Raw genomic sequence first — 26,127 nt, 5'->3', positions numbered from 1 at the left:
GCTGCGGCAGCTCTGTGCCGCTGTTCTTTCGCCGCGGCTTCGTGCGTCGCCGGGGGACACACGTGCGTCCATTCGACCATGGAGATCGAACCGATGACCATATCTGCCGAGAAGGAAGCGATGATCCTGCGCCTGTACCACGTTGAGAAGTGGCGCTGCGGCACGATCGCCAAGCAATTGCATTGCCATCACACCACCGTCTTCAGGGTCCTGAAGGACGCGGGCTTGCCTCGACACAGGCCGGTGATCCGCCCCGCCGAGATCGACCTGTACCTGCCGTTTATCCAGCAGACGCTGACCAAATATCCTGACCTGACGTCCAGCCGCCTTTACGGGATGGTGCAGGAGCGCGGCTATAAGGGATCGCCCGACCACTTCCGGCACATGGTGGCGCTGCACCGACCACGGAAGGCGGCGGAAGCTTATCTACGACTACGCACCCTGCCGGGTGAGCAGGGCCAGGTCGACTGGGGTCATTTTGGCCACATCGAGATCGGCAGGGCCCGCCGCCCGCTGATGGCCTTCGTCATGGTGCTATCCTACTCGCGCGACATCTATCTGCGCTTCTTCCTTGATGCCCGCATGGAAAACTTCCTGCGCGGCCATGTCGGCGCATTCAACGACTGGAACAGCCTTCCCAGAGTGCTGCTCTACGACAATCTGAAGTCCGCCGTCCTTGAACGGCAGGGCGATGCCATCCGCTTCCATCCGACATTGTTGGCCTTCGCGGCTCATTATCGCTTCGAACCCCGTCCTGTCGCGGTAGCACGGGGCAACGAGAAAGGCCGTGTCGAGCGCGCCATTCGCCACATCCGGGAAGCCTTCTTCATCGCCCGCACCTTCAAGGACCTCGACGATCTCAATGCCCAGGCCGAACACTGGTGCCGGACCCAGGCTGCCGACAGGCCATGCCCGGAGGACCGGGCAATGACGGTGCGTGAGGCGTTCTCAAAAGAACAGCCCATGCTTCTGCCCTTGCCGGCCAATCCCTATCCCGTCGAGGAGCAGGTGGCCGTGAAGGTTGGCAAGACACCCTACGTGCGCTTCGATCTGAACGATTACTCGGTCCCTCATACGCATGTCCAACGAACACTCACCGTTCGCGCCGATCTCGTCCAGGTCAGGATATTCGACGCCGCCACGATGATCGCCAGCCACCGTCGCAGCTTCGATAGGGGCCAGCAGATCGAGGATCCTCAGCACCTGAAGGCACTCGTCGCCGTCAAGCGCGAGGCACGCCAGCATCGCGGCCTCAATAGCCTGACGCGGGCCGTGCCGGCTTGTCAGAAGCTGATGATGCATGCCGCAGAACGTGGCGCCAATATCGGCGCAATCACCAACGCCATGCTGACGTTGCTCGACCTCTACGGCGCCCAGGAACTCCAGGCGGCCGTCGAAGACGCTTTGCGCGCCGGCGCCTCGCATTCCAAGGCGGTTCGATCAGTGCTCGAACGCCGCCGGATTGCGCGGGGCGCTCCGCCCCCGGTCGAAACCAGGCTGCCCGAGCATGTCCGCAAGAAGGACACGACTGTCATTCCCCACAAGCTCGACCGTTACGATCAACTCACATTGAAAGGAAACGACGATGAATAAGATCGACACCCTGTTCAATCGCGCCAGACAATTGCGCCTTTATGGCCTGACGGCCCATTGGGACGAGATCGCCACACAGGACTGGGTGCCGACCGTGATCCGGTGGGAAGAAGACGAGCGCTCCGACCGCTCGCTGCTGCGACGCATGCGCACCGCCAGGCTCGGCCACTTCAAGCAAATGGCCGACTATGACTGGAAGTGGCCGCGCCGCATCGACCGCGCCACCGTCGAGGAACTGATGACGCTGGCATTCATGAAGGATGCCACCAACATCGTCTTCATCGGTCCGAACGGCGTCGGCAAATCGACGCTCGCCCTCAACATCGCCTACCAGGCACTCATCCGGGGCCATTCGGTCCTGTTCCGCACCGCCAGCGAAATGCTCGGCGAACTCGCCGCCATCGACAGCGATTCCCTGCTGCGCCGCAAGCTTCAGTACTATGCTTCCCATGACGTCCTGCTGATCGACGAGATCGGCTACCTATCCTATTCCAACCGCCATGCCGATCTGCTCTTCGAGCTCATCAGCCGCCGATACGAGAAACGCTCGACCATCGTCACCACCAATAAACCCTTTGCGCAATGGTCGGAGGTCTTTCCGAACGCCGCGTGCGTCGTCAGCCTGGTCGATCGTCTCGTCCACCACTGCGAAGTCGTCGCGATCGAAGGAGATTCCTATCGCTTCAAGGAAGCCAACGAGCGCTCCATAGCCCAGCGTCAGCAACGCGCCAGTCACCAATCCGGCGAAACAGAGCCCGCATCATGACCGAAAAGACGCACCACTCTTCAGGTCTCAAGCGTGGCCTGCCAATCCTCATCAGTGCCGAATGGACCCCCGAGCAGGCATGGGCCGTCTTCGAACTCCTCGATGATCTGCGCGACGCCATCTGGAACCATTACGCCCCTGACATCCAGCACATGGTCCAAAACCAACAAGCTTCCGACGATAATCAAGATTAGCAACACTGAAGGCGGCTTCTTCAGCCGCTTTCAAAGTTCTCAATCCTCGGCACCATTTATCCGCGCTTTTGGACAGCCGCCAACAGTCCTCACTGGTTCCTGCAGTTCCCGGCGGATATTCCCCTGCATCCGTCAAACTGGTACACCATGTCCGGCGGGCCGCCCCAGCCCTGTTCCGGATTGACATCGTAGCGATGCACGCAATGGTTTACAATAGGTAAGTAGAATGTATTTCAGGTTCCGTGCAATTGCGATTGCAATTCTTGCAATGGTTGCCGTCTCCGGCGTCTCCGCCGATGACGGGTCGCCGGGCCAGATGCCTCTTGTCGCGGATCCGAACGAACGTCTGGCAAAACCGGAGCTTACCAACCTGCCGCGTTTCCGGGTGTTGACGACGGTCGATTTCCCGCCCTTCAGCTTCGTGGATCAGACGGGGCGGCTCTCCGGTTTTCATGTCGATCTGGTTCGCGAAATCTGCCGCGAACTGGCCATCGAGGCCAAGTGCCAGATCCAGGTCACGCCCTTTGCGGATCTGGAGAAGGCGCTTGACGAGGGGCAGGGGGAAGCCGTGGCGGCCGGGATCGCGGTGACCGCCGATCTTCGGGAAAAATACGGCTTTTCCCGCCCCTATATGGTGATCCCCGCCCGATTTGCCCGGCGCAACGCCGTCGAGCTCGCCGGCAAGGCCGCCGTGGCGCTCGCCGGGCGTCCGGTCGGCGTGGTGGCCGGAACCGCCCATGAGGCCATGCTGAAAAGCCTCTTTCCGACCCTGAAGGCGACGCCCTTTCCATCGCAGGACGAGATGCTCGCCGTTCTCAAGGACGGGACAGTGGATGCCGTCTTCTCCGATGGCCTGAGCCTGCCCTTCTGGACGGCGAGTGCGGCCGCCGAAGGCTGTTGCCGGCTTTTCGACGGTCCCTACGTGTCCGAACATTTTCTCGGCGAGGGCCTGTCGCTGATGATCCGCCCGGATGCGCCGCAGCTCGTCGGCGCGGTCGATTACGCCCTGGCGCGGCTGGCGTTGGAGGGGCGGCTGCAGGAACTCTATCTGCGCTATTTCCCGAACGGTCTCTACTGACGACGCCTTTTTTGCCGCCGGCCGCGGCCGTTCACTGGCTGGCCCAGATGATCCGCGCCATCCACTCGATCTCCGCCATGTCGAAACTGCGGTTGGGGTGATCGGGGTTCAGAGACATCAGCTCGATGGTGCGCGCACTCTGGCGCATCAGCACCTTGGCCATCACCTCGCCCTCGCGCGTCTTGACGACGATGCGGTCGCCGCGGCGCACTTGGGCGCCGGGCTCAACGATCAGCCGGTCGCCGTCCCGGTAGAGTGGCATCATCGAATCGCCCTGCACCTCGAGCGCGTAGACGCCCGGCCGCCGCGAGGCGGCCACCGGAAAATCCACCACGTCCCAGCCCTGGCCGGCGGGAAAGCCGCCATCGTCGAAAAAGCCGCCGGCGCCCGCCTGCGCAAAACCGAGCAGCGGAATGGAGCCGCTCTGCGGCGGAAAGGAGCCTTCCGGCAGGCTGGTCTGTTTCGACATGGCCGGCAGATAACCGAGGAACTGTTCGACCGATGCGCCGGTCGCTTCCAGCACCTTGGAGATCGATTCCGTCGAGGGCCAGCGCAACCGGCCGTCCGGGCCCAGCCGTTTCGACTTGTTGAACGAGGTGGGGTCGAGCCCCGCCTTGCGGGCAAGCCCGGAGGCCGTCAGCTGGTGACGTTCGGCAAGGGTGTCGATCGCTTTCCAGATCGTCTCATGCGACAACATGACGGTACGTTCCCCGGCATAGGGCCGGCTTCGGATTTCCAATATCGGGCCCGACATGCCGATCCGACCGGTCTATTGCCTCTTGAAGGCACGGGGTCGATCGGCCACGGCCACGCTGCGGGAGATGGGCAGAGGTTTCCGCGACATCTCTGTCGATATTTCTAATGAAAGGTCGTGGCGGAGTAAAGCGGAAAAAGGAATAAAATCCTTGATCCCGCCTGCATCAGACCAGCATCAGGCCACCAGCGCCATGTTGACCTTGCCGAGTTTGATCACCGCCTGTGTCCGGCTGTCGACATTCAGCTTCAAGAGGATCGCCGAGACATGCGCCTTGATCGTTGCCTCGGACACGCCGAGTTCATAGGCGATCTGCTTGTTCAACAGCCCTTCCGCCAGCATGGACAGCACCCGGCTCTGCTGCGGGGTCAGCGTCTTCAGCCGCTCCATCAGTTCGGCGACGGCCGGATCTTCTTCCGCGTCGCGCTCCACGCCGTCCGGCACCCAGACACCGCCTTCGAGCACCGTCTCGATCGCCTGGCGGATTTCGTCTAGCCCGGAGGATTTGGAGATGAAGCCGGAGGCGCCGAGTTCCAGTGCGCGGCGGATGGTCGATCCGTCATCGGTGGCGGAGACGATCATGATCGGCAGGCTGGCGAACTCGGCCCGGAGCGACATGAGGCCGGAAAAGCCGCTGACGCCCGGCATGGCAAGGTCGAGCAGCATCAGATCGGCTTCCGGATGAGTGGCGGCTGCGCTGCGCGCGGCCTCGAAGCTGCCAGCCTCGATGATCTCCGCATGGCCGGCAATATCGCCCAGCGCCTGGCGAAGGGCGCCGCGAAACAGCGGATGGTCGTCTGCAATGATGATTGTGATGGAATGCATGGCCACGCCCCCTCCCAAGAGCATAGTACGCTTTCTTACCCTCCCTTAGTCTTAATACTGCAGCGCTTGCGAAACAAGCATAAGTTTCAAGGCGCTTTGTGCCGTCAAAGCCGGTTGGGCGCCGGTGGCTCCTCGGCGCGGAACTCGTTGATGATGCCCATGAAGCGGCGCATGACCTGTTCCATGATGGAGAGCGATTTTTCGATCTCCGCATCGCTGGGCACGGTTGCAGACGGCGCGCCGGTGCCGAGCTTTTGTTCCAGCGCCTCGACACGTTTGGCGAGAAGGTCCAGTTCCTGCTCGAAGGCCTGCCGTTCGTCGGCGGCCATGCGGCAGGTGAGGCCACCATGCTCTTCGCGGCAGAAGCTGACGGCACCGGTCTTCTGGTCGAGACGGAGATAGCCGCTTTCCGTCTTTTCCAGCCGGAAGCGGTTGTCCTCGGTTGCCGGTGTCTCGGCGATCGCCGCCCCGGCCAGCAGGGTGCCGACGCAGGCCATTGTATAAATTCCTATCCGCATGTTGGTCTTCCTCCTCGTCTGTCCGCAAGCGGGCATGCCCGCCATGGACAATCCCTCGGCTTTGCGGCAAAGGCTCCTGCAGACGACATCCTGATCACGGACTTGGCCCATGCCTCAAACCCTATATAAGATCGTGCCGGAAGATTTGTGGCAGGCGGCGCGCGAAACGGGAATTTTTGACGGCGCACCGGTCGACCGGGCCGATGGCTTCATCCATTTTTCCACCGCAGACCAGGTGCGGGAGACCGCGGCTCGCCATTTTGCCGGTCAGGCTGGCCTGCTTCTGGTCGCCGTCGAAGCGGATGATCTGGGAGAGGCGCTTCGTTTCGAGGTGTCGCGCGGCGGCGCGCTCTTCCCGCATCTTTACGCCGCCCTTCCGCTCTCTGCCGTCCTGTGGGAAAAGCCGCTGCCGCTGTCTGAGACCGGCACCCACATTTTTCCGGAGCTCTGATCATGCCGATCTTTGATTTTGCCCGCCAGGCGCTTTTCCTGCTCGATCCGGAGACGGCGCATGGCGCATCGATCGCAGCGCTGAAATCCGGCCTCGTTCCCGCCTGCCCGGTGCGCCCGGACAAGCGTTTGGCCGTGACGGTCGCCGGTCTCGATTTTCCCAATCCGATCGGTCTGGCGGCGGGTTATGACAAGAATGCCGAAGTGCCGGAAGCCATGTTGCGGCTGGGTTTCGGGTTCACCGAAGTCGGCACGCTCACACCGAAACCGCAGGCCGGCAACCCGAAACCGCGCATCTTCCGGCTGGTGGAAGACAATGCCGTCATCAACCGGCTCGGTTTCAACAATGAAGGTCATGAGGCGGCCTTCCGCCGCCTGTCGGCGCTGAAGACCAAGGGCATTGTCGGCGTCAATATTGGCGCCAACAAGGATGCGGAGGATCGGATTGCCGATTACGTCACCGGCATCCGCCGCTTCTATGGCTTGGCCCGTTATTTCACCGTCAACATCTCCTCGCCGAATACGCCGGGCCTGCGCGATCTGCAGGCGCGCGAAAGCCTCGCCGCCCTCCTGTCCGCCGTCCTCGATGCGCGCCGGCAGGAAGGTGAAAAGGCCGGCCGTATGGTTCCGGTCTTCCTCAAGATCGCGCCGGACCTGACGGAGGAGGGGATGGATGATATCGCCGCCGAAGTGCTGGCCCATGATCTCGACGGCCTCATCGTCTCCAACACCACCTTGTCGCGCGCGGGTCTGAAGGATCAGGTGCAGGCTAAGGAGGCGGGCGGCCTGTCGGGCGCCCCGCTCTTTGCCCGCTCCACCGCCGTGCTCGCCCGCATGCGCAAGCGTATCGGGCCGAAGATGCCGATCATTGGTGTCGGTGGCGTCTCCTCAGCGGAAACCGCGCTTGAAAAGATCCGCGCCGGTGCCGACCTCGTGCAACTCTATTCCTGCATGGTCTATCGCGGCCCGGGGCTTGCCGGCGAAATCCTGAAGGGGCTGTCGTCCTCGCTCGATCGCCTCGGTGTCTCCTCTGTCACGGAGTTGCGGGATAGCAGCGTCAAAAAATGGGCTGCCGAGACGCTCTGAATTTTCGCGTTCACGCAAATGTGCGGCATTGCGTTGATCATTTCGCCACCTTTCCTCACTATATGTTACGAGGTGTAACGAAAAAGGAAGTGCCGAGATGAACGCACATTTCCAGTCCCAGCAGTTCAGCCTCCCGGGTGTAACGATCGCCTGCCTGCTCGCCGGCGTGGTTGCGCTCCGGCTTGCCATCTGGATCTTCGCCCCCGGCATCTGAGGCGGATCAAAAAAGCCTAGAGGCCGAATGTCGAGGCGGTCTTGCGCGGCAGAAGCAGCGCCAGAAATCCGCCGCGCATCAGCAGGAACAGGTTGAGGCTGATCCACAAGCCGGTATTGCCGAAAGCCGGCACCAGAAGCGCCAGGGAGGCGCAATAACCGGCAAGCGAGGCCAGCATCATGTTGCGCATCTCGCGTGACCAGGTCGCACCGATGAAGATCCCGTCCATGTGAAAGGCAAGCGCCCCGGTGATGCCCGTCAGCGCCGCAAGCGGCAGATAAAGGGCTGCCGTTTCCCGCACCGCGACAGACGTGCTGAGAACCGCGATCACCAACGGACCGATCAGCAGGAAGAGTGCCACCAGCGCCGCGCCCATACCCAGCGACCAGCCGCCCGTCAGCCTGAGCGCCCTGGCAAAACTTGGCCTGTCATTTGCGCCCACGGCACGGCCGGACAGTTGTTCGGCCGCCCCCGCCAGTCCGTCCAGGAAGAAGGACGCGATCATGAAGAGGTTCATGAGAACCGCATTGGCGGCCAGCGTCACCGCGCCCTCGCTGGAGCCGATCCGCGTCATCAGGGCAAAGGCGCCGTTCAGCACCAGCGAACGAATGAGGATGTCGCCGTTCAGCCGGAACAGGGCCGAGAGCTTGCGGCGGTCGAAGAGCTCCGTCCGGCTTGGCCGGTTGCCCCCGCGCATTCTCGGCAGGATGATGGTCAGGCCGGCGATCATGGCGATGAGTTCCGCGCCGGCCGTGCCGAGCGCGACACCGGTGATGCCGAGACCGAGCCAAAGGCCAAGAATCAGCGTCAGGATGATATTCGCACCGTTCAGCAGGATCTGCAGCTTCAGGCCGAGCACGCCTTGCCCGCGCCCCAGCACATAACCCAGCACGGTGAAATTGGCGAAGGTGGCGGGGCTGGTCAGCACCCGGACAGCAAAATAAGTCTGTGTCGCGGCAATCACGGCCGGGTCATCGCTCATCAGCGCCGGTGCGTAACGCCAGATCAGCGGGGCGAAAAGCAGCATGATCGCCCCCAGCCCGAAGGCGCCGATCAGCGAACGCAGGAACACCGCCTGCTCCTCGCGCCTGTCCTGCCGGCCGAAAGCCTGCGCCACCAGGCCGGTCGTCGCGGTGCGCAAAAAGCTCAGGCTGCCATAGAGGAGATCGAAGAGGATCGCGCCGATCGCAAGTCCCGCCAGTGCTGCGGGATCCCCCAACTGGCCGACGACCGCGGTATCCGTCAGGCCGAGCAGCGGCGTCGTGAGATAACCGAGCGTCATCGGCAAAGCGATGGACAGCACCAGCCGGTGTGTCACCCGGAAGGCCAGCGGGTTGGAGGAGAGATCGGACATCAACACTTCCAGGCGGGGCCGATCGGGTGTCGGATCGGATCCCGGAAAGTTCAGGCCGACATCCTGATCAGGCAGACAGAACCATGGCCCAGTAGGGCCGCCCGGTGGAGGGTGACAATGCCATGGCAACCCCGACCGAACGGTAGGAACCTAACATGTTTTCCAGATGTTTTGGCGAGTCGATCCAGGCCTTCACCGCCTCTTCCACCGACTTCTGGCCGCTGGCGATGTTTTCTGCCGCCGGCAGCGGCACGCCGTTGCGTTTCATCCGGGCGCCAAAATCGTCGCCGAGCCCGATCAGATGGGTCATCTGGTCCGCTTTTGCCATGCGCACCGCCTGTTCGGCCGCGGCCCGTCCGGTCGGCTGAGAGGCAGAGAGGCTTGAAAGCCCGTGTTTGGCCCTGAGCGCATTGACCAGCGGCAGGGCAGCGCGTGTATCGTCGGTGGCGCCATTGACCGAAACCGGCGGACGGAAGGTGGAACAGCCGGCAAGGCTCAAAAGCGCACCACCGGTCACGAGGAGAAAACCGCGCCGGGCTGTCGGAGAAGAAGGCAGGGTCATTAGCGTCTGAAACTGAACAGTCGAAGCAGGATGAAGGCGGGAATGACGATCATGGCGCCGGCAATCAGGTAATCGCCGACGGCGCCGAGCGCATTGAAACCGCGATGCCACAGATCGAGAATGAAATCGCGCAGGCCGTAGACGATGTCGAACGGTCTCAGGCCAAACACGGCCATCACGAAGCCGACGATCAGCGAGACGACGATGAGCTTGACGATCGTGCGCCCGGGCGTGTCGCCAAGCAGCCTGTTCATCTGGTCCGACATGCGGGTCCTTCCGTGGTTGATATGTGCTGAGACATAGTTTCCGCAAACCATGGCCGCAAGCAGCGTGCGCCGCCCTTGCGATAGAACTTGAGTTTTTTTGTGGCTTCGGTCAGAAGCGCAGAGCTCTTTCACTATAGAAGCCCATCTCAATCAGATGCCACCCATCCAGTTTTCGTCCGGCGACGTGATCGCCGACCGCCGCGCCGATTATGCCCGCATGCTCTCGGAAGCCGGCGATCATGCGGCCGCTGCCGAATTGTTCGAACAGGCGCTGGAGATCGTGCCCGGCTGGACGGCGGGCTGGGTGCTGCTCGGCGAGGCGCACCAGAAGGCAGGCCAGGTCCAACAGGCGATCGAGGCTTTTCGCCGGGTGGACGAACTGGACAAGACCGGCATTTTTGGCGCGCAACTGAAGCTCGCGCTGCTGGGCGCCGCACCGACGCCCGACACGCCGCCGTCGGCTTACGTCGAGGGCCTCTTCGATGATTATGCCGACCGGTTTGAGACCGCGCTTCTGGACAAGCTGAACTACAGCGTGCCGGAAAAGCTGTTCGCCATGGTTGGCCCGCATGCACCCTTTGGCCTGACCGTCGATCTCGGCTGCGGCACCGGCCTGTTCGGGGTCGAGGTGGCCGGATCCACCGGACGCCTCGAAGGCTTCGACCTCTCGGCCAACATGCTGGCCAAGGCCGAAGAGAAGGGACTTTACCACCATCTCGCCCAGGCGGATCTCAGCAGCGCTCTCACCACCGAGGCGCTGTTTGCGGAAGGACTGGCGAAGGCCCGCGCCGACCTCGTGTCGGCCGCCGATGTGCTGATGTATCTCGGCAGCCTGGACACGACCTTTGCGCTCGTTAGAGACCTCCTGAAACCGGGCGGCCTGTTTGCTTTCTCCGTCGAGGATGCAGGGGCGGCGGAGGAGGGCTACACGCTGCTCGCCTCTCTGCGTTATGCCCACACCGAAACCTATGTGCGGACCCTCTCGGCGGGCTTCGGTTTCGAGCTTGTGGACATGCGGAAAACCGACATTCGCATGGATGGCGGAAAAGTCGTTTACGGCATTCTGTTTCTTGCCCGCCTCGGGGGCTGAGCGGCAGTATTCTTGCCTTTTCGGTCAGGCATGCTGTCCCATCTTGATGAGGTTTGTTTTGCAGTGCACAATTGCCGCACAACAACACCGGGAAACGCGCTTGTCACAGAAAAAGACGCTCGGCTTCTACAGTGCCGACCCTTCGCAGCATACGTGGATCGAAGACAGCCAGGGCCTGCTCACCGGCGCGCTCGTTTCGGCGCTCGGCTTTTATCTGCTGAACCGTGTCGGCCTTCTGACGGGCGGCACGGCGGGCGTCGCCTTCCTGGTCCATTACGCCTTCAACATCTCGTTCGGCCTGCTGTTCTTCCTCGTCAACCTGCCGTTCTATTACCTCTCCTTCAAGCGCCTTGGGCTCGCCTTTTCGGCCAAGACCTTCATTGCCATTGGCCTCGTCTCGGTGATGACCGAGCTGGAAAACCGCTTTCTGCTGATTAATTACCTGCATCCCTTCTGGGGTGCGCTGATGGGCGGCCTGCTGCTGGGCTACGGTCTGCTCGCGCTCTACCGGCATCGGGCAAGCCTCGGCGGTGTCGGCATTCTGGCGATCTACATCCAGGAACGCTTCGGCATCCAGGCGGGCCTCATCCAGCTTGCCTTTGATACCTGCGTCATGGCATCAGCCTTCCTGGTTCTCGATTGGCAGATCGTCATCTGGTCGATCCTCGGGGCCGTGATCCTCAACCTGTTCCTGGCGATCAACCACCGCTCGGACCGTTACATCGTGGTGCGCTAATGGCCGATGCAAGCCCGCAAAAGACGCCGGTCGGTTTCTGGGCCTCGAGCTCGGATCGTCATTCGGTCCTGGAGGACATCCAGGGCGTGGTGGCCGGCTCCATGCTGGCGGCGCTCGGCGTGACGCTGCTTTCCTCCGCCCATCTCCTGATCGGCGGCACGGCCGGCCTCGGTTTCCTGCTGCGCTATTCGACCGGCCTCAGTTTCGGCGTCGTCTTCTTCCTGGTGAACCTGCCCTTCTACTGGGTGGCCTACAGGCGCCTGGGCCTGGCCTTCACGCTGAAAACCTTCATCACGGTGGCGCTGACCTCCTTCTTCACGGACGTCCTGCCGGGCCTGATCCCGATCGGCGACATCAACCCGCTGGTGGCGGCCCTCTTCGGCGGCCTGCTGATCGGCACCGGCATGCTGGCGCTCTTCCGCCACCGGGCAAGCCTCGGCGGTTTCGGCATCCTCGCGCTTTATCTGCAGGACAAGTTCGGCTGGCGCGCCGGCCTCGTGCAGCTGGCGCTTGATGGCGTGGTGCTGACCGTCTCCTTCTTCGTCGCCACGCCCTTCGTGATCGCCTGCTCGATCCTCGCGGCAGTGACGCTCAACTTGACGCTCGCCATCAACCACCGCACCGATCGGTATATCGTGCGGTAGCCTCTTCTTTTTCCCGTGGCTGCCATTACCTTGGCAGACGTGGAAACAAGCCTCGCCGATCACCCGACCTCAGCCCTGGATCTCCTGCCGCGACCGTTTCAGACATGGTTCGCGGACAAGGGCTGGGCGCCGCGTGCGCACCAGATGGAACTGCTCGCCCGCGCCACATCCGGCGAGAACATGCTGCTGATCGCGCCGACCGGGGCCGGCAAGACGCTGGCCGGTTTCCTGCCCTCGCTGACGGATCTCACCCGGCGCGGCAAGCTGCCGCCCGGTTCCGCCTTTGTCGGGGTGCACACGCTCTACATCTCGCCCTTGAAGGCGCTCGCCGTCGATATCGAGCGCAACCTGATGAAACCGGTGGCGGAAATGGGGCTGCCGGTCACGATCGAGAACCGCACCGGCGATACGCCGCAATCCAAACGCCAGCGCCAGAAGCTGAACCCGCCGGACATTCTCCTGACGACGCCGGAGCAGGTGGCGCTGTTGCTCGCCAACAAGGAGGCGGAACGTTTTTTCAAGGACCTCAAATATGTGGTGCTGGACGAGCTGCATTCGCTCGTCACCTCGAAGCGCGGCCACCTCCTGTCGCTCGGTCTGGCGCGACTGCGCAAACACGCACCGGGTCTGCGCACCATCGGCCTGTCGGCGACGGTCTCCGATCCGATGGATCTGCAGCGCTGGCTGGTTCCTCAGGGCGAATACCCCGCACCGCCAGCAGGTCTCGTGCATGTCACGGGCGGCGCGGCTCCCAATATCTCGATCATGCAGACAGAGCAGCGGCTGCCCTGGGCCGGCCATGTCGCGACCTATGCCATCCCTGCGGTCTACGAGGAGATCCGCAACCACAAGACCACGCTGATCTTCGTCAACACACGGTTCCAGGCCGAACTGCTCTTCCAGGAGCTCTGGACGATCAATGACGACAGCCTGCCGATCGCACTCCACCACGGCTCTCTCGATGCCGGCCAGCGCCGCAAGGTGGAGGCGGCGATGAGCGCCAACAGGCTGCGTGCCGTCGTTGCCACCTCGACGCTCGACATGGGGCTCGACTGGGGTGATGTCGATCTCGTGGTGCATGTCGGTGCGCCAAAAGGCGCCTCGCGGCTTGCCCAGCGTATCGGCCGTTCCAACCACCGTATGGACGAGCCCTCGAAGGCGATCCTGGTGCCTGCCAACCGGTTCGAGGTGATGGAGTGCCAGGCAGCACTCGATGCCAATTATATCGGTGCCCAGGACACCCCGCCGGTCGGCGAAGGCGCGCTCGATGTCCTGGCCCAGCACGTGCTCGGTATGGCCTGCGCCGAACCCTTTGATGCCCTGGCACTTTACGACGAGGTGACCAGCGCCTCGCCCTATGCCGATCTCTCCTGGGAGATGTTCGAACGCATCGTCGATTTCGTCGCGACCGGTGGTTATGCGCTGCGCACCTATGAACGTTACGCAAAAATCCGCAAAACGAAGGAGGGCCGCTGGCGGGTCTCCAATCCGCAAGTGGCCCAGCAATACCGGATGAACCTCGGCACGATTGTCGAGGCGACCGAACTGAATGTGCGGCTGGTAAAGCGCAACCAGCTGGGCTCCGTCGGTCGTGGCGGGATGTCGCTCGGCAAGGTCGAGGAATATTTTCTCGAACAGCTGGTGCAGGGCGATACCTTCCTGTTTTCCGGCAAGGTGCTGCGCTTCGAGGGCATCCGCGAAAACGAATGCCTGGTCACCAATGCCATCTCGCTCGATCCGAAAATCCCCGCCTATGCGGGGGGCAAATTTCCGCTCTCCACCTATCTCGCGGACCAGGTGCGCGCCATGCTGGCCGATCCCTCGCGCTGGCATGTATTGCCGGATCAGGTGCGCGACTGGCTGGCGATCCAGAAAGAGAAGTCGATGCTGCCGAAGCGCGACGAACTGCTGATCGAAACCTTTCCGCGCGGCAACCGCTTTTTTATGGTCGCCTACTGTTTCGAAGGACGGCTCGCGCACCAGACCCTCGGCATGCTGCTCACGCGCCGGCTGGAGCGGGCAGGGGCCAGGCCGCTCGGTTTCGTCGCCAATGATTATGCGCTTGCCATCTGGTCGCTGAACGATATGGGCCAGATGATCGACCGCGACCATCTCTCGCTGGGTGACCTGTTCGACGAGGACATGCTGGGTGATGATCTGGAGGCCTGGCTGGGCGAAAGTTTCATGCTGAAGCGCACCTTCCGTCAGTGTGCAGTGATTTCCGGCCTGATCGAACGCCGGCACCCGGGCAAGGAAAAGACCGGCCGGCAGGTCACGGTCTCGACCGATCTCATCTACGACGTGCTGCGCAGCCACGAACCGGACCATATCCTGCTCGAAGCGACGCGGCGGGATGCCGCATCGGGCCTTTTGGACATTGGCCGCCTCGGCGCTATGCTCAGGCGAATCAGGGGCCATGTGATTCACCGGGCGCTCGATCGGGTCTCGCCGCTCGCGGTGCCGGTCATGCTGGAAATCGGCCGCGAACCGGTGGCCGGCGAAGCGCAGGAGTTTGTGCTGGAAGAAGCGGCGGAAGACCTGATCTCCGAGGCGATGGGCAACCTTCCTTGAGAGCTTCAGGCTTCTCTGATAAATGTGAACAATGGAAAATTCGGTCCATCATCAAGCGATCTGGCGGGCATTGACGACGGTCAACGCACCCTTGCCTTTGCCGATCGATGCGGAAACTCTGCTGTCCTGTCTTCGTCTGGAAAACAGGGACCGGGTCTGGCGCCCACATGTGCGAGCCTTCTTTCGAGAGGTTGGCCTGAACATCATCGTGGATCTGGTTTTGGAAGGCGCTGTGGATTTTGATAGTCTCGCGCAGGCGCTCCGATTCTGGGATGCCGACGAGGATGGTGAAAATGCGCGATGGATCCGGGAAATGGCTGCCGTCCCAATGGCAGAGGTTGATGGATCTGACGCTGCAGGCCTTCGACTCCGTCATGCCTGAGGGAGGGCCGGCTCCGTTATGGACCTTCGGGGGAGGCACCGCGCTCGCCATCGATCTGCAGCATCGTATCAGTTACGATCTGGATGCCTTCGTCGATTCGGCAGGTGTGATCCAAAGCCTGGTGCCTGTGCGAAATGAGACGACCAGACGCATATGCTGGAACCCGGAAACCGGTCGTCCAGATTACAATTATCCGGGCCACTACCTGAAACTCATCGTCAAGGATATCGGCGAAATCGATTTTCTGGGCGCTTCGCCCATTCTGGCGGATGCGACCGTTCCATTTGCATTCGACGGCAGGATCATCAGCCGCGAAAGATCGGCGGAAGTGATTGCGAAGAAAATCTATCATCGGGGGACAACCTTCAAAAGCCGTGATCTCTTTGATCTTGCCGGCACCTATCTCGTCCTTCGCGATGAACTGGCGCATGCGGCCGCCTCGCCCTTCCTCACACCTGATGTCTATTCTCGTTTGCGGTTGCGGATCGAAACGCGCAAAGACGCTTTGGAAGAAGCGATGCACGAGGAAGTCAATCCAACGCCATTTGGCGAAAGCTACATCCACCGCACCTATGACCTTGCCATCGAGGCTTTGGAATTCATGGAATCCGGTGGAACTTCCGGGACGATTGGTAAGCAATGATGAACCACAGACTGGCGCTCGCCGCCGCAGACATCACCAGCCCGGTTGCCGGCGCGGAGATCCTCGTCAATGGCGTTGCGGCTCTGTGTGATCCGCTGGGCGCGCTGTATCTGCCGGACCATGAGTGCCTTGTCGTCTCCGACTTGCACCTGGAAAAGGGCGCCGCCTTTGCCCGCCGCGGCATGATGCTGCCACCGTATGATACGCTGGCGACCCTCAACCTTCTGTCCGCCGTCATCACCCGTTACGACCCACGAATGGTCATTTCGCTCGGCGACAATTTCCACGACCGGCGCGGTTCGGAACTGATGCCGGAGGCCTTTCGCAGCGTGATTGCGGCTCTGGCGCGCGGGCGCGACTGGATCTGGATCAACGGAAACCACGATCCGGATGGCATTTTCGATCTGCCCGGCCAGTCGGCGGATGAACTGGTGTTTTCCGGTCTCGTTTTCCGCCATGAACCGAGCCTGCTGCTTGGCAAGGGGGAGATTGCAGGCCACCTGCATCCGTCCGCCACCGTCTGCCGGCGCGGCAAATATGTTCGCCGCGCCTGTTTTGCCAGCGATGGCTCGCGGCTCGTCATGCCGGCTTTCGGCGTGCTGACCGGCGGTCTCGATCTCAAGCACAAGGCCATGCACGGCCTCTTCGACCGCGCCGACCTGATCGCCCACCTGCTCGGCCGCGACCGCATCTATTCGGTGCGGTTCAACAGCCTCATTGGTTGAACCGCTATCGCGGCAGTTTTGCAAAACCCTTCGCCAGGATCGGTCCCGTCGGACGGCCGGTCGGTGAACCGCCTGCCGGCTCCAGCGTGATCTCGTAGAGCTGTGCGTCACGCGGGCGCGGCAGGCTCGGCGGATCGAGCCGTGTGGAGCTTGCGCCATCGATGAGGCCGAGCGAGACCGGTCCCATATCCTTGCTCGGCAGCGTCCAGACTTGAAGCGTGCGGTCGGCGGGAAGACCGACATCGGTCAGCAGTCGCACGACGGCGCGCTCCGAGCCGAAATCTTCCACCACCGCCTGCACCTCGCCCGCCTCGTTCACCAGCACGGCGACGACCAGCGGTTCCACGCTCCGCATCAGGCTCCAGCCAAGCCCGATCGCCAGGAGAAGGCTTGCGGCAAGACCGCCGAAAGCCGAACGCCGCCAGAAGCGCAGCCGGTTGTCGTTGGCCGCGGGCGGCGGCTCCTCCGCGCGGTTCACCTTGGCCGGTGAAAGACGGGCTTCGATCCGCGGCCACAGATCCGGTGGCACAGGCACGGGCGCGGCCGTCATGTCGAGCGGCAGGAAACGGTCCTGCGCCCGGCCGATCGCCTGCTGAAGGGCGGGGTTGCGGTTCGCTTCCGCCTCCACCGCGGCCTGCTCCGCCGGGTCGAGAAGGCCCAGAACATATTCGTCCGCGATGGCTTCGAGGTCGTCAAAGATCATGCCATGCACTCCCGAAGCGAAGCCAGCCCGCGCCGGATCCAGCTTTTGGCGGTACCGAGCGGCAGGCTGAGACGTCCGGCAATTTCGCCATGGCTATAGCCGCCCACATAGGCCATCAGAATACCCCGGCGCCGGGTCTCCTCCAGCGCTTCCAGACACCGTCTCAGTCGTTGGTGGCTGTCGAGGGCCGTCCAGGCGCTCATGACGACCTCGGTCTGGTCCGCTTCCTGCAGCGTTTCCAGTGCGTCGCCATCCATCAGGTCTTCGCGTTTTCCGTCGCGCAAGATGTTGAGCGCGCGGTTGCGCACGATGGCATGGAGCCAGCCGCGCGCCGAACCGCGATCGGGACTGTATTGATGCGCCTTCTGCCAGATGGCGACGAAGGCATCCTGCACCACGTCCTCGGCTAGGTCGCGGCGGCGCACGATGCGTTCGGCAATCGCGATCAGCCGCCCGGCTTCCGCGTCGAAAATCCGCTTCAGCGCCTGCCGGTCGCCCTGCGCGACAGCGGAGATATCCGCTGCAAGCTCTTCTGTCGTCCTGTCTGCCGCGGCCAAGCCTGTCCTCCGGGTGGCGGTTCCTGCTTCTACTATGCGCGAGAGCCCCGATTGGATGCACTGGCTGACGCAGGACGAGAAATATTTCGCGCGTCTGCATCCAGAGCTGCCCGCTGCCGTGTCTTCAGATCAGGAGAGGCGTCGACACCGCTGCCGATCGCCATCCTGGAACCAGAAACGGGAGATATGACATGAGACTGATCGCATCCGCCCTCATCGCGTCCACCGCTTTGGCCGCGTCCGTCGCAACGGCATCTGCCGCACCGGTCGTCGGCCTCGTCGGCGATCGCATGCTGGTGATGTTCGACACCGACAAACCGGCCGTCACCGAAACCATGGAAGTGCAGGGTGTCACGCGCCTTGTCGGCATCGACCTTCGGCCCGCAAACAACATGCTGGTCGGTGTAACCGCCGACAACGTCATCGTCACGATCGATCCGGAAACCGGCAAGGCCACCGAAGTTGCCAGGATGGACAAGCCTCTGATGATGACCGACGCTCCGGTCGTCGTCGATTTCAACCCCGCCGCCGACCGCCTGCGTTACATGACCGGCACGACCAACCATCGTGTTCATCCCGAGACCGGTGCCGTCACGGTGGATGGCAGCCTCGCCTTCGAGGAGGGCGACATGCACAAGGGCGAGAAACCCAACATCGTGGCGGCTGCCTATCTGAATTCCTTCGGCAAGCCGGAAAAGACCGCGATGTACAACATCGACGCGACCATCGGCGGCCTGATCCAGCAGACCAAGCCGAACGACGGAACGCTGAAGGCGATCGGCAAGCTGGGTGGGGAAAAGATGGCGAAGACCTATGCCTTCGACATTGAGACCACCGCCGATGGCAAGAACACTGCCTGGCTGGTCGCCGACAATGCGCTGCACAGCGTCGATATCATGAGCGGCAAGGCGACGAAGGTGGCCGAGGTGACGGGCGCCCAGGGCCCGATCCGCGACATCGCCGTCCTGCCCTCGATGTAACGCTTGCGATGCGGAGCCGCTGTCCGGCGGCTCCGTGCCCTCAGTCCTGTTGCTGGCGCAGGACGCTGCTCGCACCCCGGCCGGTCAGGACGGTTCCCGCGGCAGGTTCATTCGCCGCGTTGCGGGAACCCTCCGGACTCGTCAGTTGTAGGCGACCGGCGCTACCGCCGTCATGTCCATCTTCGACTTTGCGATGGAAACGAACGTGTCCAGCGGGCAGGCGCCGTCCTGCACCTGTGCCTCGCAGCCCGGCAGGCTGACCGGTGACTGCAGCGGCGGAGCGCTGTCGGTGATTGGCGAGGCATTGCGGATCTGGTCGAGGCTGGGCGCCACGAAACCGAGCTTCACATAGACCTTGCCGTTCTCATCATGCAGGCGCTCGAAGGTCAGGGCACCGGTCGGCGGTGTTTCGTCATCCAGGTAAGGCGGGATCGTCCAGTGCAGGCCGAGGATCGCGGCGATTTCGGCCTGCTGCGTGTCGCTGCCCATCAGCAGCAGGAAGTTTGCGTTCGGCGGTCCGCCTTCGGGCGCCTTGTCCCGCGGGCCGGTGGCAAGCGCCAGCAGCAACTGGTTCAGGAAATTGGAGGCATCACGCTTGGCCAGATACGGCACGCGGTTGCCCACGTCGTATTTGACCTGCCGGAGTTCCGAGAGGCGGATGATGTCGGCGGCGGTCGGCGCCTGGCCGAACGCGATCTGATCGGCCGGAAAGCCGTTGGCATATTGCAGCAGGAACACCTGAACGGCGGTGCCGGCCTGTGCCAAGGGGCCCTTCACGGAGACGCTGGCCGGTTTATCGCCTTTGGCCTCCTTCACCTCGATCGTCCAGTCGCGCTTCTGCATGGAGCAGGAACTGTCCGGCGCATCGCAGCCCAGGATCGTGTCCATCTCCTGCATTAGGGGCTGGACCTTGGCCTTCATCGCATCGAAGCTGCCGCCGGCCGCCTCCAAGATGGCCGCCTTGGCGGTTGCGACATCAACTGCGCCGAGCGCCGTGTCCGAGGCCGCATAAAGCGGATCGACGTCGCCCTTGGTAAAGCCCACGGTCAGCTGGCAGCCCGCAAACATGGTCGAGAGGATCACATTGCCGGTATCGATCGTGCGTTGAATGGGACCATTCGCCCAACCGAACACCTGGCCTGCGGCCGGGCAGCCGGAGGCCGCGACGAGGCCTTTGGCCCGCAGCATGCCGATTTCCCAACGGGCGAGCTGTGCCGCCGCCTCGGCGCCGTGCGGCGTCAGTTGCCCATCGGCCGTATCCCATTTGGCCCAGGCCTTGGGCGACATCTTCTCCAGCTCTTTCATGCTCGTCTGCGGGCGAACGCCGTGCCGCATCAGGGCGATGTATTTGTCGCTGATCAGCGTTTCAGCCGAACTCGCTCCGGCAAGGAGACACGCGACAATGGCCAGCAGAACAGTCTTGAAACGCATGGCGTTAACCCGTCCAGATAAATGATATAACATTTACTAGCTGAGTTTTTTTGCCGCAAATGTGACGATTGATCCGGATAGGCGTCAGTCCTTGCGGAAGACGATGCTGGCGCCCCAGCCGGTCAGCACGGCAATCAGCACGCAGAACAGGCCATAGGCGATGGGTTTTTCGTGCGCGGCATCGGTGATTGCCTGTTCGAGACCGGTCTTGACGACGCGCAATGGCAGATCTTTCTGCAGGATCAGCTCGCCGCTCTTGAACAGATAGGCATGCACCACATGCACGCCGTCCGGCACGTTGGCGGGCAGCTTCACCGTTGCGCGAAACAGGCTGGGGCTGACGAAACGCACGCCGGCGGAATCGCGCTGGTAGAGGCCGTTGGAGAGCTTCAGCCGGCGATAGGCCTCGCGGAAATCCGCCACCGCCAGCGCATTGCCCACGTAACCGATCGGCGCCAGCGCCAGATGATCGATGCCGATCCCCATGCGGTTGAGCGACGAGGTCGCCTGGATGTCATCGATCGGCCGGGTGCTCGCAACCGAATAGGATTCCGGCACCTGTTCGAAGGTGACCGATTGGGTGTTCATCCAGATGCCGAACACCCGGTCCTTGCGCCGTACCGTGGTTTCGTTGCGCGGCCCCTCCAGCGTCACCACCACGTCGTATTGCCCGATCGCGAGGAACAGTTCGTCGGCATTGGTCAGCGCGCCGAAAATCGTCAGGTCGGCGCCGCGGAAATCCGAGGTGATCGCGATTTCGCTGGTCGAGGTGCCGATTTCCAGACCTTCCCTGACAGTCGGCACATCGCCGCTCAGCAACTGGGCGGTCGCGGGCGTGACACCGGCACAGAGGCAGACGAGAAGGCCGAGGGCGCGCAGCATCGTCATCATCAGGGGCCAAAACCTTCGATCGACAGCGAATAGAGGTCGGCGGGCGTGAGAACGAGGTCGATTGCCAGGCGCAGGCCAACCGCCAGCACCAAGAGGCCGAGAAGGGCGCGCAGCTGTTCGCCGCGCAGTTTCTGGCCGACGCGCACACCGTATTGCGCGCCGATCACGCCGGCCACCATCAGGATCGTCGCCAGCACGATATCGACGGAATAGTTCGTCGCCGCCTGCACCATGGTCGTGTAGGCGGTGACGAAAATGATCTGGAACAGCGAGGTTCCAACGACGACATTGGTCGGGATGCGCAAAAGATAGATCATCGCCGGCACCATGATGAAGCCGCCGCCGACACCCATGACGGAGGTGAGGATGCCGATGCCGAAACCGAGCGCGACCACGGGAATGGCGGAGAGATAGATCTTCGATTTTTTGAACCGCATCTTCAGCGGCAGCCGGTGCACCCAGTTGTGCTGGCCGGGCCGTTTCAGCGGCAGCGGCTGGTTCTTCGCCGCCCGGCGCATGGCGCGAATGCTTTCCGCCAGCATCAGGCTGCCGATCGTGCCGAGAAAGGCGACATAAAGCAGCGAGATCATCAGGTCCAGCTGGCCGACGCGGCGCAGCCAGGAGAAGATCCACACCCCGAGTGTGGCCCCCGCAATGCCGCCCACCAGAAGCACGCTGCCGAGCTTGAGGTCGAGCGTTCCGCGGCGGAAATGGCTGATCGCACCGGAGATCGAGGAGGCAACCACCTGGTTGGCGCCGGTTGCGACGGCGACCACCGGCGGGATGTTGTAGAAGATCAGAAGCGGCGTGATCAGGAAGCCACCGCCCACCCCGAACATGCCGGACAGAAAGCCAACGGCAGCCCCCATGCCGAGAATGATGAAGATGTTCACCGAAAGCTCAGCGATCGGCAGATAGACAGTCACGGGCGCCTCACGATCAGCAACAAGCTTTGCCGTTCCGGGAGGCTGCGGGCGGGGCAGGGCGTCCGTTGCGGCACATGAAATCAGTCCGCGGCCGATGGCCTGGCAGGGCCTCCGCCGAGACTAACCTCATGCGATGCGAGGGGGCCGTAGTCAATTCGGAAACGGCGTTGCGGCCGCTTTTTTCGCCGCAACGTCAACGCTTTCAGGCGCCCTTCGCCTGATTCTCTTCGAGAAGCTTGCGCACCAGCGGTTCGGTGATGTTGCCGTCTTCCGGAAGGCCGTTCTTTTTCTGGAATTCCTTGATGGCGGTAATCGTCTTTTTGCCCATCATGCCATCCGGCTGGCCGGCATCGTAACCACGCTTGTTGAGGATGGCCTGGATGTTGCGGATCGCCTTTTCCATGTCGATGCTGGCGGTCGTCTGGCCCTTGCTGACCCATTCGTCCGGCAGGTTGACGCTGTTGGCGCGGTCGTCGAGCGGCTGCGGTTTCCACATCTCCGCCTTCGCCTTGGCGCTCTGCAGCTGTTCGGGTTTCAGCGCATTCGCCACTTCGTCCCGCTTCTGGGCGGCGTCCTTGTCACCTTCCTTGGCGGCAACGGCGAACCACTTGTAGGACTCTTCCAGATTCTGCGCGGTGCCATTGCCGCGCGCATAAAGGATCGCGAGGTTGAACTGGCTGTCGGTAATCCCGTGATCGGCCGCCTTGGTGAACCACTCGACGGCGGCCTTGTAATTGGCAGACCCCGTGGCGCCGGAGGCATAAAGCACGGCCAGATTGTGCATGGAGCTGGCATTGCCGGCGCGGGCGGCTTCTTCGTAAAGCGCCATGGCCTTTGCCATGTCGCGTTCGACGCCGGTCCCTTTTTCGTAAAGGCTGCCGAGACGGTATTGCGCCGGCGCGAAACCGCGCTCGGCTGCAAGCTCGTACCAGCGGGCCGCTTCCTTCGGATCGGCGGTCACGCCGCGGCCTTCGGTGAAACGAGCACCGATTTCGAACAGCGCCTGCGGATCGCCCTTGGCGGCCGCATCGGAGAGCGATTTCGGCGTGATCGTTGCAGGAACCTTGATCGCATCGGCCATGGCCGGAGCGGCGGCTGCCGTCTCGCTGCTCTCACTGGATGCCGGCGCCTTGGCCAGTTCTTCCGGAACCGGTTCTGCCTGCGGCGGTTCGGTCTGCGCCGTTTCGGGCGCGGCGACCGGCGCCTGTTCCGGTTCGGCAGGTGCCGAGGCGGTTGTGGCGGCAACAACCGGCGTTTCGGACGTCGCGGTCTGCGCGACCGCCGTCTTGGGGGCGTCCAGCTTGGAGGAGGTCTGGTTCGAGGTGGAGACGGTTGCCGGGACCGGCTTGTCGCCACGGGTCAGCGTGCTGACGAGCGGCATTGCCATCAGCGCCAGCAGGATCGCCCCGACCGCCATCAGGATCGGTCGACGATGCCGGCCAAGCGCACCCTTGAGGCCAGAGGCGGGCGGCGCAACCTTGCCCTTCGTCCGGGTAGTCGTCTTGTCCTTGACGAGCGTATGCAGCGGGTCCGTTTCCTGGGCCGCGGCCTTGGCGGCACGCCGGGCTGCGGCAATATAATCGACCCGTTCGCCATCGGCGCTCTGGGCTGCGGGATTGGCTGCCTGGGTTGCCCGCACGCGCTCCAGGATCTTGCGCACGTCGGGCATGCCCGAACCGGGCTCCAGCAGGTCGTTTTCGTGTTCGCTCGGAAGAACGTCCGTCGGATCGATCGAAGGGGCCGGCTCCACGACGGAACGCGATGGTCGGGGCGCTTCGGCCTTGGGCTTCGGACGCAGGCGGTGTTTCAGGCCGGCCAGCAGCCCGGATTTTTCGTCTGCCGTGTCCACGGGTTCGGCGAAGGCCGGCGACAGCAGGTCGATGTTCGCAGTCGATTCCGCCAGGATGTCCTCGGTCGTGCGGGACGCCGTCGCCCGTTCGACGGGCGCCGAAGGGGCAACGAGCGGCGGACGGATGTCGCCGGCGGCCACATGCGCTTTCGGTGCCGCGGCGGTGCTGCCCAGCAGCGAGCCGCCACGCACGGTCATGTGGTCTTCCATCTTGTCCAGCCGCTCGGCAATCTTGACGAGCGTGCGGTGTACGCCGTCGAACGCCGCATGGGTGCGCTCCTCGGAGGAACGTGCCAGCTCCTCCAGATGGCGCAGATCCTCGGCCAGCCCGACGAGTTGTGCCGTGTCCGGGCCTGCGGCGCCGGCCTCACGCGGCGAGCGCGCATAGTTCTCGATCACCGCTTCCGCGGCATGGCGCGCGGCTTCCAGGATATATTCGTCGCTCGTCGCCATGTAGCTTTCGATCGAGGCGATCCGCTGATCGAGGCCGCCGGGAAGTGCTGCGGCCATGTCCGGGCGCGGTTCGCTCAGCAGCCCGGACAGATGGGCGATCTGCCGTTCGAGATTGATGATCGCCTGGTTGTCGCCCTGCGGTCCGCGCGCAGCCTCATCCAGCCGGGCGGCAATTTCGTCCAGCCGAACCTCAAGGCGCTCGAGACCGGCGTCGTCCGCAGGGACGGACATGGAAGAATGGCGCCCCAGGTCGTCGATGCGCCGGTTCAGTTCGTCCAGTCGTTCCCCCAGCCCTTCGCTTGTCTGTTCGTGGGCAAGCGCATCGATCTTGCGCGACAGATCGGCGATGTAACCGGTGAGATCCGCAGAGGGCATCTGGCCCATATGCGCGGCCAGCTCGTCCAGCCGCTCTTCGAGACGTTGCGCATCCTGCATGTGCGCAAGGCTGGCAATGCGGTCGGTCAGCGAGGTGAGGCGGTCTTCCAGCCGGCGCAGGGCGGCCTGCTCCTCGCTGTCCATGCCACGCGTCCGCGCGCCGGCGGCAACCGCCCGCGAGATCTCGTCCAGCCGCTGGTCGAGATGGGAAAACTGGTCGGCGAAAAGATCGTCCTGCTGTTGCGGACGGGCATTCAGCTCTTCCACCAGACCGGCAAGCGTGAGGATCTTGTCTTCCAGGGCCCGGATCGCCGGGCTGTCGGCCATGGTCCCCAGTTCCGCCTTGACGCCGTCGATGCGGTAAGCGAGGGCAATCAGCTCCTTCTGGATGCCGGCGGTGTCGAGGTCCTGGAAACGGTCTTCCAGTTCGGACCAGCGGGCTTCCATGCGGTGCACCGAATCGGCCGTTGCAAGGCCATCGATCAGGCGGCGCAGATCGTCGAGTTCGGCGCGCACCTCGGAAGCCCCCGACGGAGCGCGGCGGCTGAGCCCGTCGACGCCATGCGCCAGGCGCACCAGCTCCTCGCGCAATTCATGGGTCAGGTCGCGGTTCTTCGACAGTTCGCCGAAGGATGTCAGTTCGCTTCGCAGCGTGTTCATCTCGTGCGCGATGCTGCTGGAAATGTCGTGCTTCAGTTCGCGGCGCAGATCCTGCAGGGCCTGGGCCACATCCCTCACATCCGGCTCGCGCTGAAGCGGCGCACGTCGCGGCGGTTCGGAATAGGTGTCGCGGCTGATGGCGGGTTCGACAGGCATCCGTCTCGGTTCGGCGATCCGCGGTGCCACGGGCGGCGGTTCCGGCAGCCTGCGGTCCTGCGGTGCCATCTCGGCCAGCGGACGGCGGGCATCGCGGTCGCGCCCTTCCAGCATGCGTTGGCGCTGGCGGATTTCGTTCAGCGCATCGAGATCGGGATTGCCACGGCGGGGAGCTGGCGCGGGAGCCTGCACCTCGACGCGATGGTTGGCATCCGCCAGACGATCGGCAGCGGTGCGCTTCTCACGGCCCGAGGCTTTCAACAGACCCTCGATCCGGGCTTCCAGTCCCTCGATGGTGCGGTTGAGCGCATCAAGCGAAGACCGTTCACCGCTAGGGTTGGAATTGAGGCGTGATCCATTCATCGTCTTTGCTCGCTTCGGCTGCGCGATCCCGTGGGATGGTCCAAAAGGCCTGTCGGTTGCGGGGCGCCGCCGGTGTGTCTTTCGACTGCGTTCAAGGCCAGGACGGTGTCCGGCTTCTCGCTGCGAAAGGCGTTCGTTCAGTTCCCCTTGTGCCGAAGCGCGACGCACCACGGCTCGGTATTCACCTTTCGCGAAACGTAGTTAATACAGTGTTAACGTAAGGGAAGGTTTCGCGTGCACGGTGGTTGAGACGGCAAGTTTCGCGGGACGGTTCCGCTCGCAAAGAATCTACCCGATGCGCCGTTTTGACGGATTGACGTTTACGCGCACGT

Annotated in this window: 26 protein-coding genes; 14 read left to right on the top strand and 12 right to left on the bottom strand. The window is 63.2% G+C overall.

What is annotated here, in order from left to right; genetic code table 11:
* Positions 1-93 precede the first annotated feature (93 nt).
* The 4 genes from istA to OU993_RS04825 all read left to right on the top strand — a co-directional run bounded on the left by istA (position 94) and on the right by OU993_RS04825 (position 3,631).
* Positions 94-1,593, top strand: coding sequence for an IS21 family transposase (gene istA / locus OU993_RS04840; RefSeq protein WP_268154920.1), 1,500 nt, complete (start codon positions 94-96; stop codon positions 1,591-1,593).
* The gene (gene istB, locus OU993_RS04835; protein WP_268154921.1) at positions 1,586-2,359 is read left to right on the top strand and encodes an IS21-like element helper ATPase IstB; all 774 of its coding nucleotides are present in this window, start codon (positions 1,586-1,588) and stop codon (positions 2,357-2,359) included. The genes istA and istB overlap by 8 nt, the downstream gene beginning before the upstream one ends.
* Complete coding sequence (locus OU993_RS04830; RefSeq protein WP_268155107.1) at positions 2,356-2,553, top strand: hypothetical protein; 198 nt, start codon at positions 2,356-2,358, stop codon at positions 2,551-2,553. Before istB ends, OU993_RS04830 begins: the two co-directional genes overlap by 4 nt.
* Positions 2,554-2,779: 226 nt before the next feature.
* Complete coding sequence (locus tag OU993_RS04825) at positions 2,780-3,631, top strand: transporter substrate-binding domain-containing protein (RefSeq protein WP_442792869.1); 852 nt, start codon at positions 2,780-2,782, stop codon at positions 3,629-3,631.
* Positions 3,632-3,662: 31 nt separating this feature from the next.
* Here the strand turns inward: OU993_RS04825 and OU993_RS04820 are convergent, their stop codons facing one another.
* The 3 genes from OU993_RS04820 to OU993_RS04810 all read right to left on the bottom strand — a co-directional run bounded on the left by OU993_RS04820 (position 3,663) and on the right by OU993_RS04810 (position 5,728).
* Positions 3,663-4,328: a S24 family peptidase gene (locus tag OU993_RS04820; RefSeq protein ID WP_268155106.1), complete on the bottom strand. Its 666-nt coding sequence runs from the start codon at positions 4,326-4,328 to the stop codon at positions 3,663-3,665.
* A gap of 234 nt (positions 4,329-4,562) precedes the next feature.
* Positions 4,563-5,210, bottom strand: coding sequence for a response regulator (locus OU993_RS04815; protein ID WP_268155105.1), 648 nt, complete (start codon positions 5,208-5,210; stop codon positions 4,563-4,565).
* Positions 5,211-5,314: 104 nt separating this feature from the next.
* Entirely contained in the window at positions 5,315-5,728 is a 414-nt protein-coding gene (locus OU993_RS04810; RefSeq protein WP_268155104.1) for a hypothetical protein, read from the bottom strand.
* Positions 5,729-5,837: 109 nt separating this feature from the next.
* Between OU993_RS04810 and OU993_RS04805 the strand changes: the two genes are divergently transcribed.
* Both OU993_RS04805 and OU993_RS04800 read left to right on the top strand, forming a co-directional pair.
* Positions 5,838-6,179: a DUF952 domain-containing protein gene (locus tag OU993_RS04805; RefSeq protein WP_268155103.1), complete on the top strand. Its 342-nt coding sequence runs from the start codon at positions 5,838-5,840 to the stop codon at positions 6,177-6,179.
* Positions 6,180-6,181: 2 nt separating this feature from the next.
* A complete protein-coding gene (locus tag OU993_RS04800) occupies positions 6,182-7,264 on the top strand; it encodes a quinone-dependent dihydroorotate dehydrogenase (protein WP_268155102.1) in 1,083 nt (360 codons plus the stop codon).
* A gap of 230 nt (positions 7,265-7,494) precedes the next feature.
* Here OU993_RS04800 and OU993_RS04795 read toward each other — a convergent pair whose 3' ends face one another.
* The 3 genes from OU993_RS04795 to OU993_RS04785 form a co-directional block, all read right to left on the bottom strand.
* The gene (locus OU993_RS04795) at positions 7,495-8,835 is read right to left on the bottom strand and encodes an MATE family efflux transporter (RefSeq protein WP_442792868.1); all 1,341 of its coding nucleotides are present in this window, start codon (positions 8,833-8,835) and stop codon (positions 7,495-7,497) included.
* Positions 8,836-8,899: 64 nt separating this feature from the next.
* On the bottom strand, positions 8,900-9,388 hold the full coding sequence (locus OU993_RS04790) for a CAP domain-containing protein (protein WP_442792928.1): 489 nt from the start codon (positions 9,386-9,388) through the stop codon (positions 8,900-8,902).
* A gap of 5 nt (positions 9,389-9,393) precedes the next feature.
* Positions 9,394-9,660 (bottom strand): DUF6460 domain-containing protein, encoded by a 267-nt coding sequence (locus tag OU993_RS04785; protein WP_165215756.1) that lies wholly within the window; start codon positions 9,658-9,660, stop codon positions 9,394-9,396.
* Between the two features lie 154 nt (positions 9,661-9,814).
* Between OU993_RS04785 and OU993_RS04780 the strand changes: the two genes are divergently transcribed.
* The 7 genes from OU993_RS04780 to pdeM all read left to right on the top strand — a co-directional run bounded on the left by OU993_RS04780 (position 9,815) and on the right by pdeM (position 16,451).
* Positions 9,815-10,750, top strand: coding sequence for a class I SAM-dependent DNA methyltransferase (locus OU993_RS04780; RefSeq protein ID WP_268155098.1), 936 nt, complete (start codon positions 9,815-9,817; stop codon positions 10,748-10,750).
* Positions 10,751-10,850: 100 nt separating this feature from the next.
* The gene (locus OU993_RS04775; protein WP_268155097.1) at positions 10,851-11,486 is read left to right on the top strand and encodes a YitT family protein; all 636 of its coding nucleotides are present in this window, start codon (positions 10,851-10,853) and stop codon (positions 11,484-11,486) included.
* Positions 11,486-12,130 (top strand): YitT family protein, encoded by a 645-nt coding sequence (locus tag OU993_RS04770; RefSeq protein WP_268155096.1) that lies wholly within the window; start codon positions 11,486-11,488, stop codon positions 12,128-12,130. The genes OU993_RS04775 and OU993_RS04770 overlap by 1 nt, the downstream gene beginning before the upstream one ends.
* A gap of 39 nt (positions 12,131-12,169) precedes the next feature.
* Positions 12,170-14,701 (top strand): ligase-associated DNA damage response DEXH box helicase, encoded by a 2,532-nt coding sequence (locus tag OU993_RS04765; protein WP_442792927.1) that lies wholly within the window; start codon positions 12,170-12,172, stop codon positions 14,699-14,701.
* Between the two features lie 31 nt (positions 14,702-14,732).
* Positions 14,733-15,083: a hypothetical protein gene (locus OU993_RS04760; protein WP_268155095.1), complete on the top strand. Its 351-nt coding sequence runs from the start codon at positions 14,733-14,735 to the stop codon at positions 15,081-15,083.
* Positions 15,043-15,726 carry a nucleotidyl transferase AbiEii/AbiGii toxin family protein gene (locus OU993_RS04755; RefSeq protein ID WP_268155094.1) on the top strand — a complete coding sequence of 228 codons (684 nt, stop codon included), beginning with the start codon at positions 15,043-15,045 and terminating at the stop codon, positions 15,724-15,726. The genes OU993_RS04760 and OU993_RS04755 overlap by 41 nt, the downstream gene beginning before the upstream one ends.
* The gene (gene pdeM / locus OU993_RS04750; RefSeq protein WP_268157511.1) at positions 15,726-16,451 is read left to right on the top strand and encodes a ligase-associated DNA damage response endonuclease PdeM; all 726 of its coding nucleotides are present in this window, start codon (positions 15,726-15,728) and stop codon (positions 16,449-16,451) included. The genes OU993_RS04755 and pdeM overlap by 1 nt, the downstream gene beginning before the upstream one ends.
* 4 nt (positions 16,452-16,455) lie before the next feature.
* Here pdeM and OU993_RS04745 read toward each other — a convergent pair whose 3' ends face one another.
* Together OU993_RS04745 and OU993_RS04740 are read right to left on the bottom strand one after the other, a co-directional pair.
* The gene (locus OU993_RS04745; protein WP_268155093.1) at positions 16,456-17,154 is read right to left on the bottom strand and encodes an anti-sigma factor; all 699 of its coding nucleotides are present in this window, start codon (positions 17,152-17,154) and stop codon (positions 16,456-16,458) included.
* Positions 17,151-17,711, bottom strand: a complete 561-nt coding sequence (locus OU993_RS04740; RefSeq protein ID WP_268155092.1) for a sigma-70 family RNA polymerase sigma factor — start codon at positions 17,709-17,711, stop codon at positions 17,151-17,153. The genes OU993_RS04745 and OU993_RS04740 overlap by 4 nt, the downstream gene beginning before the upstream one ends.
* A 191-nt stretch (positions 17,712-17,902) precedes the next feature.
* Between OU993_RS04740 and OU993_RS04735 the strand changes: the two genes are divergently transcribed.
* Complete coding sequence (locus tag OU993_RS04735) at positions 17,903-18,691, top strand: DUF4394 domain-containing protein (protein ID WP_268155091.1); 789 nt, start codon at positions 17,903-17,905, stop codon at positions 18,689-18,691.
* A gap of 141 nt (positions 18,692-18,832) precedes the next feature.
* Here the strand turns inward: OU993_RS04735 and OU993_RS04730 are convergent, their stop codons facing one another.
* The 4 genes from OU993_RS04730 to OU993_RS04715 form a co-directional block, all read right to left on the bottom strand.
* A complete protein-coding gene (locus tag OU993_RS04730) occupies positions 18,833-20,122 on the bottom strand; it encodes a histidine-type phosphatase (protein WP_268155090.1) in 1,290 nt (429 codons plus the stop codon).
* 84 nt (positions 20,123-20,206) lie between these two features.
* Complete coding sequence (locus tag OU993_RS04725; protein ID WP_442792925.1) at positions 20,207-21,004, bottom strand: TIGR02186 family protein; 798 nt, start codon at positions 21,002-21,004, stop codon at positions 20,207-20,209.
* A gap of 8 nt (positions 21,005-21,012) precedes the next feature.
* A complete protein-coding gene (locus OU993_RS04720; protein ID WP_268155088.1) occupies positions 21,013-21,939 on the bottom strand; it encodes a sulfite exporter TauE/SafE family protein in 927 nt (308 codons plus the stop codon).
* Positions 21,940-22,141: 202 nt separating this feature from the next.
* Entirely contained in the window at positions 22,142-25,795 is a 3,654-nt protein-coding gene (locus tag OU993_RS04715) for a peptidoglycan-binding protein (protein ID WP_268155087.1), read from the bottom strand.
* Between the last annotated feature and the right edge of the window lie 332 nt (positions 25,796-26,127).

It is taken from the genome of Rhizobium sp. SL86, assembly GCF_026672545.1.
Taxonomy (GTDB): Bacteria; Pseudomonadota; Alphaproteobacteria; order Rhizobiales; family Rhizobiaceae; genus Neorhizobium.
Note: the sequence above shows the minus strand (reverse complement) of the source record. Positions and strands in the feature narration are given on the sequence as shown.